The 5,895-nt window shown below is 39.2% G+C and carries 8 protein-coding genes; all 8 read right to left on the bottom strand.

Annotated features, from left to right (window positions below; all coding sequences use genetic code 11):
• On the bottom strand, positions 1-192 hold a 192-nt coding region (locus tag HT699_RS11560; protein ID WP_205403429.1), incomplete at its 3' end, for a hypothetical protein.
• 63 nt (positions 193-255) lie between these two features.
• Positions 256-1,266 (bottom strand): catabolite control protein A, encoded by a 1,011-nt coding sequence (gene ccpA / locus HT699_RS07485; RefSeq protein WP_000990605.1) that lies wholly within the window; start codon positions 1,264-1,266, stop codon positions 256-258.
• Between the two features lie 317 nt (positions 1,267-1,583).
• The gene (locus HT699_RS07490) at positions 1,584-2,183 is read right to left on the bottom strand and encodes a response regulator transcription factor (RefSeq protein ID WP_023934176.1); all 600 of its coding nucleotides are present in this window, start codon (positions 2,181-2,183) and stop codon (positions 1,584-1,586) included.
• 1 nt (position 2,184) lies between these two features.
• Positions 2,185-3,282, bottom strand: coding sequence for a sensor histidine kinase (locus HT699_RS07495; RefSeq protein ID WP_172934225.1), 1,098 nt, complete (start codon positions 3,280-3,282; stop codon positions 2,185-2,187).
• Positions 3,282-4,019, bottom strand: a complete 738-nt coding sequence (locus HT699_RS07500) for an ABC transporter permease (protein ID WP_031243889.1) — start codon at positions 4,017-4,019, stop codon at positions 3,282-3,284. Before HT699_RS07500 ends, HT699_RS07495 begins: the two co-directional genes overlap by 1 nt.
• A 1-nt stretch (position 4,020) precedes the next feature.
• Positions 4,021-4,905, bottom strand: a complete 885-nt coding sequence (locus HT699_RS07505; RefSeq protein WP_023934170.1) for an ABC transporter ATP-binding protein — start codon at positions 4,903-4,905, stop codon at positions 4,021-4,023.
• A 16-nt stretch (positions 4,906-4,921) separates the two neighbouring features.
• Positions 4,922-5,086 (bottom strand): hypothetical protein, encoded by a 165-nt coding sequence (locus HT699_RS07510; protein WP_172930330.1) that lies wholly within the window; start codon positions 5,084-5,086, stop codon positions 4,922-4,924.
• Positions 5,083-5,289 (bottom strand): hypothetical protein, encoded by a 207-nt coding sequence (locus tag HT699_RS07515; protein ID WP_007284993.1) that lies wholly within the window; start codon positions 5,287-5,289, stop codon positions 5,083-5,085. Before HT699_RS07515 ends, HT699_RS07510 begins: the two co-directional genes overlap by 4 nt.
• Positions 5,290-5,895 lie beyond the last annotated feature (606 nt).

Here is a 5,895-nt window from a genome sequence, read left to right on the forward strand (position 1 = left end):
GCCATAGGTATGGTTACTGACTTCGTCAGTTCTATCCACAAGCTCAAAGCAGGGACTTGAGCTGACTTCGTCAGTTCTATCCACAAGCTCAAAGCAGGGACTTGAGCTGACTTCGTCAGTTCTATCTACAAGTTCAAAACAGTGTGTTGCGCAGTCTTTAACCAGCCGCCTAGTCCGCTCTATGGTATTCATTAAGTCAACATCTCTTGTTTAAGAGCAAAAAATCAGGAAATCTTCTCGATTCCCTGATTTTTTCTATTTACGTTTTCGTGTTGAGCTACGTTCTGTTAATCCATGAGATAATAGAACTTCACGTTCTTCCAACACTTCCTTGTGCATAATCTTAGTCAACATACGCATACTAATGGCACCAAGGTCATAAAGAGGTTGGGCAATAGTTGTCAAGTTTGGACGGGTAAAGCGAGAGACTTGCGAATCATCACTGGCAATGATCTCAAATTCTTCTGGTACTGACACACCTTTATCAGCCAAACCGTTCAAGACACCTGCCGCCAACTCATCACCTGTTACAATTGCTGCAGTTGCATTTGATGAAATCAAGCGCTCTGCCAAGGCATAGCCATCTTCATAAGTGTATTTAGATTCAAATACCAAGCCTTCGCTATAAGGAATATCTGCTTTTTTCAAAGCTTCCTTGTAACCAACCAAACGAACCTTACCATTGATGTCATCCACTAGTGGACCACTGACAAAAGCAATGCGCTCATTTTCTTTAGCGAGGTAGGTCACTGCATCAATCGTAGCTTGTTTGTAGTCAATATTGACACTTGGAAGCTGATGCTCTACATCCACAGTTCCTGCGAGAACAATCGGAGTACGTGAACGCGAAAATTCTGAGCGAATTTTATCTGTCAAGTGATAACCCATAAAGATAATGCCATCTACCTGCTTTGAAAAGAGGGTATTGACAACAGAAACTTCTTTCTCGTTATCTTCATCGCTATTAGCTAGGACAATATTGTACTTGTACATTTCTGCAATATCATCAATCCCCTTAGCCAAACTCGAAAAATAACCATTGGTAATATTTGGAATCACGACACCAACAGTGGTTGTCTTTTTACTTGCAAGACCACGCGCAACTGCATTTGGACGATAATCCAAACGATCAATTACCTCTAACACTTTTTTACGGGTATTCTCTTTTACATTTTTATTGCCATTAACCACACGGCTGACCGTCGCCATGGAAACACCTGCTTCACGAGCGACATCATAAATGGTTACTGTATCATCTGCATTCATTCCTTTTCCTGTCCTTTCTATCCCACACATTCTTTTACAAGTAGAGGCACCGATTAAAGCTCTATATCTACTTACAAAAGTGAAGATGTGAAAATTTCGTTTTCATATTTTTACTTATTCCATTCTATCACTAATTGTAAACACTTTCAAGTGTTTTTTGAGGATTGATTGAAAAAATTTCATAGAAAGCCTAGGTTTAGCTCCTTGCTACCACCTTAGAGCCACAAAAAGGAGGAAACTAAGCCCCCTCAAGTTACAAATTGTTTGATTGAATAATTTTAATTTTAACACATAATGGTTTTCGCGTTATGATAGTATCACAACCAACCAGATTCTTTCGCGATATTAGCTGCCTCTGTTCGATTACCTGCATCTAGTTTCGAAAGAATATTAGTGACATAGTTTCGGACTGTTCCGTTGGATAGATAAAGTTTGTCTGCAATTTCTTGGTTAGAGAAACCCTGAGCAATTCCCTTTAAGACTGCGATTTCTTGTTCTGTTAATGGATTGGGATGCGTCATCACCACTTCCATCAATTCAGGCGAATACTCCTTGCGTCCTTCGAGGACGGTGTGCAAGGTTTGCATGAGGTCTGCAATGCTTCGTTCCTTTAATACATAAGCATCCACTCCAGCCTTGACCGCACGTTCAAAATACCCAGCACGCTTGAAGGTCGTCACCACAACCACCTTTGTTTCTAGCTTTTCTGATCGTATCCACTCCAAAACCTCGAGACCTGTCTTAACAGGCATTTCTACGTCAAGGATGGCGATATCTACAGACTCCTTTTCTAATAGTTGAATTGCTTCCTGCCCATTCTTGGCTTGGAGGACAGACTCTACATCTGCTTGAAAGGCAAGCAACTGGCACATGGCATCTCGCAACATACTTTGATCTTCTGCAACAAGTAGTTTCATCTTAGTTTCTCTCCTTATAAGGTAGTAGAACCTGCAATTCCGTTGGATGTTTCTGACTGATTACACTTACTTCTCCTGAAAATGGGAAAACACGATCTCGGACTGTATGGAGCTCATCCCCGCTTATAGAAGCAAAGCCACAGCCATCATCTCTCACTGTTAGAATGAGTTCTTTCTCTGTCCGTTCTAATTTTAAGTAAGCTTTAGACGCTTGGGCATGTTTGATGATATTGGTCACTAATTCAAGCAAAATCATGGAAGCCGTTGACTCCAATTCCTGAGTTAAGCTAGCTGTATCTAGTTGATTAGCTATTTCCACCTCAATTCCAGCAATTTCTAACATCTTTTTCACAGTCTCTAGTTCGGATGTCAAAGTTCTAGACTTAAGATTTTCCACAATGGTTCGCACTTCACGCATTGATTCTTTGCTAATTTGCTGTATTTCTCTTAATTCCTTTTCCACCTGTGGATAAGCCTGTATTTGAAATAACTGCAAGGCTAGATCAGTTTTAACACTAATCATAGCAAAGGTATGCCCCAGACTATCATGCAAATCTTGACCGATACGACTGCGTTCATTTTCAGCAAGCAATAGATTTATCTGGGCATTTTGCTTAGCCTGAGCTTCTTTCAAATCCTCCACAATACGAATCCGAACCAAGCCAAAAGTCATTAAATCGATAAAAGTGATAATTCCAAGCAGATAGACTAGAAACTCAACTTCAACTTCCTGAAAAATCAAAAGTTGCCCCACAACAAGGAATTGAGCAAGGAGAAAAGTCCGGACATGTAAAGAATTAAAACTACGTACGCCGAAATGATAAATTAAGAGATTGGCAAGGAAAAAGAAGAACCAGATATAATTTACACCAACAAAGGCAGTATTCCCAGCTACATAGGCTAGCATAATCACCCAACAGAGCCAGGATAAACGCTGACTCTTGGTGGTTAAAACACCTAAGTAAGCCAAGACAAACAGAATGTCAATCAACAAATGCCAGCTAGGAAGCTCCCCAGTCACTACAGGAACGATGGGAAAAACCATAAAAATCAAACTGGTCCAATACATATAGTCTATGCTTTTCAGTCTTTCAAGCATTAAGCATTCTCCTTATGACCTTGAAGGTAAATGGTCAAACCAAACAAAACTGCTGAAAAAACAAGTAGATAAACTGTGGCTGATAAATTGATGCCACCCTCGTTTAAGAAGGTCTTGAGCAACTCCATCAACTGATAAGTTGGTAGGCACTTCCCGATTGCTTGCATCCAGTCTGGAAATAAAGAGATGGGCATCCATAGTCCGCCTAAAACAGCCAAGCCTAGATAGAGAAGATTGCCCACGACTGACATCAGCTGACTAGACGGTAAGAGAGTCAGGATCAAGCCAAGCGCTACAAAGGCAATACTTCCTACTATCAGCAAGAACGCAGCCCCAATCCAGCTTCCTAGAGGCATATCCACACCTCTGACCAAGTGCCCAACTGAGAAAACCACCAAGATTGAGATCAAATAATCAACCAGCATACTTGTTATCTTTGATAGATAATATTCTACCATATTTACAGGGGTATGGCGCAATGTTTTCTGCCAGTTGTTGATTTTATCGGTATGTAAAACAGCTGGGAATGAAAACATAGCTGTCGACATCATGGAAAAAGCCGTCATGGAGATGAGGTAGTCGCGCATAAAATTAGCCGGTCCACCTGGTGTTTCTTGGTACATGCCTGAAAAGAATAAATAGAAGGCTGTCGGCATACCTACTGATAATAAATAATAGACTAATTGTCGTTTGGTCAATAGAAATTCTATCTTGTTTAGTGCGATCCATCGTTTCATCTTAGTCATCTCCCTTTTGTGTTTCTTCAAAGATTGTATCCAACAAGCTACGATTATTGACTTCAATTTCTTGAATCCTACATCCTGCTTGCACTAACAGTTGCCAAAAAGCATCCGCTTCACATGTAACTACTTGCAAAGCATCTTGTTTTTGTGACCAGTTTTCAACCAAGTTAGACTGCTCAATGACTTCCTTGTATGCTAGAGGAAGGATAAAGTGCTTTTCAATCTCCTCACTGCGCATGGCTAGAGGTGTTGTATCGCGAATCAACTCTCCCTTATTCAAGACCAAGATTCGATCCGCTGTATGCTCTACCTCTTCGATATAATGGGACGAATAGAGGATGGTTACTCCCTGAGCTTTTAACTCCTGAACAATTTCCCAAAAGCGTTGACGAGTTGAAGTATCCATGGCAGCAGTTGGTTCATCTAAAAAGACAAGCTTTGGTCGTCCAATCAAGGTCAAAACAAAAGAGAAGAGACGCTTTTGCCCGCCTGACAATTTTTCTGCGAATTGCTCTTTCTGTTGCTGGTCAAACTGCAATAGTTGATCGATTTCCTGATTACTCAAGTGATTTGGATAAATTTTTTGAAAGAAAGCAATCAACTCTTTTACCTTTAGTTTCTGAACGATTACATTCTCTTGAGGGAGATAGGATCTAGTGTAGTCTAACTTAGAGCTCGTCACTGGCAAGCCTTGGATGGATACTTGACCGCTTGTGACCAGTTTATCTCCAAGCAAACAGTCCAAGAGTGTGGTCTTCCCAGCACCATTGGGGCCAATCAAGGCGACGCATTCGCCTTCTGTCACCTCAAAGGAAATATCCTTCAAAATAGCCTTGCCCTTGATGTTTTTATGTAAGCCTTGTACCTTAATCATGTTCATAATATTCTCCTTTCAATCACTCCATTCCCATAGGGAAAACGACGAAAATCATAAATCCAAAACCCCAAGTACCACGGATGAATTGGTAAAGGAAGTCTTGATCAAACCAACCTGTAAACATTTCTACCAACCATACCAAGAGTGACAGACCAATAAAGAGATAGATAATCGCTTTTTTCATTCCTCAAACTCCTTTTTCACATCTCCGACTAATTTCAAACCTTCTCTAACAAGCCAAGACATCATTCCAAATCCAGCAAAGACCTCCCAAGGAAAATGATAGAAATCCTCATCCAATCCCGAAAACATGAGATAGGTCATAACTCCTGCTGCTACTAGACTTACAGCGATAATCATTTTATTTCTTATCTCTTCTTCCTCCATTTGGTACTACAATTATAGTCTTTTGAAATCAGAGGAGATAGAAGCTTCTGTCACTAGAAAATATGACAAATGTCATAAAAAATTATGTTCAAAACAAGCAAGATACACTATACAATAAAACACAATTAGAAAAATCTAAGGCAACTTCCTCAAAAGAGATATCAAACCCAATTCACACCATAATGTAAACTAATACTTATTTAAAATCAAAAAAAGTAGAAATTTTTATCAGACAAACACATATATAGTGTATTGAATCTATAACAGTAGGCCTTAAATACTAAAATATTTCTATAAATTAATTTAACTTTCCTGATAGAGCTGTTCATATCTTATTTCAATTCTCTAAATTATACGTTGAACAAAACCCTTCTATTTCTTTCTTAAAAATTTATAAGAGTTATAAAATCTGTTAAATTTCAATGTGTATACCTAAACTACGGTATTTATTGAAAAAACTGGAGACAAAAAGTATACGTTGCCAAAATGAATTACTGAAAATCAAAAAAGAGAGAACCAAACTGATTCCCTCTTAATGTATATAATATCTAGTTTTAAAAATACACACTCACATATCTCTGTAATGTATCGGGAAGACAGGATTCG

This window comes from Streptococcus sp. 1055 (assembly GCF_013276815.1).
GTDB classification, from domain to species: domain Bacteria; phylum Bacillota; class Bacilli; order Lactobacillales; family Streptococcaceae; genus Streptococcus; species Streptococcus pseudopneumoniae.

Excerpts from the sequence above, each read along its gene's own strand:
- HT699_RS07515 (WP_007284993.1), bottom strand. The coding sequence starts at position 5,289 with ATGGAGGAAGAAGAGATAAGAAATAAAATGATTATCGCTGTAAGTCTA.
- HT699_RS07490 (WP_023934176.1), bottom strand. The coding sequence starts at position 2,183 with ATGAAACTACTTGTTGCAGAAGATCAAAGTATGTTGCGAGATGCCATG.
- HT699_RS07500 (WP_031243889.1), bottom strand. The coding sequence starts at position 4,019 with ATGAAACGATGGATCGCACTAAACAAGATAGAATTTCTATTGACCAAA.
- ccpA (WP_000990605.1), bottom strand. The coding sequence starts at position 1,266 with ATGAATGCAGATGATACAGTAACCATTTATGATGTCGCTCGTGAAGCA.
- HT699_RS07495 (WP_172934225.1), bottom strand. The coding sequence starts at position 3,282 with ATGCTTGAAAGACTGAAAAGCATAGACTATATGTATTGGACCAGTTTG.
- HT699_RS07510 (WP_172930330.1), bottom strand. The coding sequence starts at position 5,086 with ATGAAAAAAGCGATTATCTATCTCTTTATTGGTCTGTCACTCTTGGTA.
- HT699_RS07505 (WP_023934170.1), bottom strand. The coding sequence starts at position 4,905 with ATGAACATGATTAAGGTACAAGGCTTACATAAAAACATCAAGGGCAAG.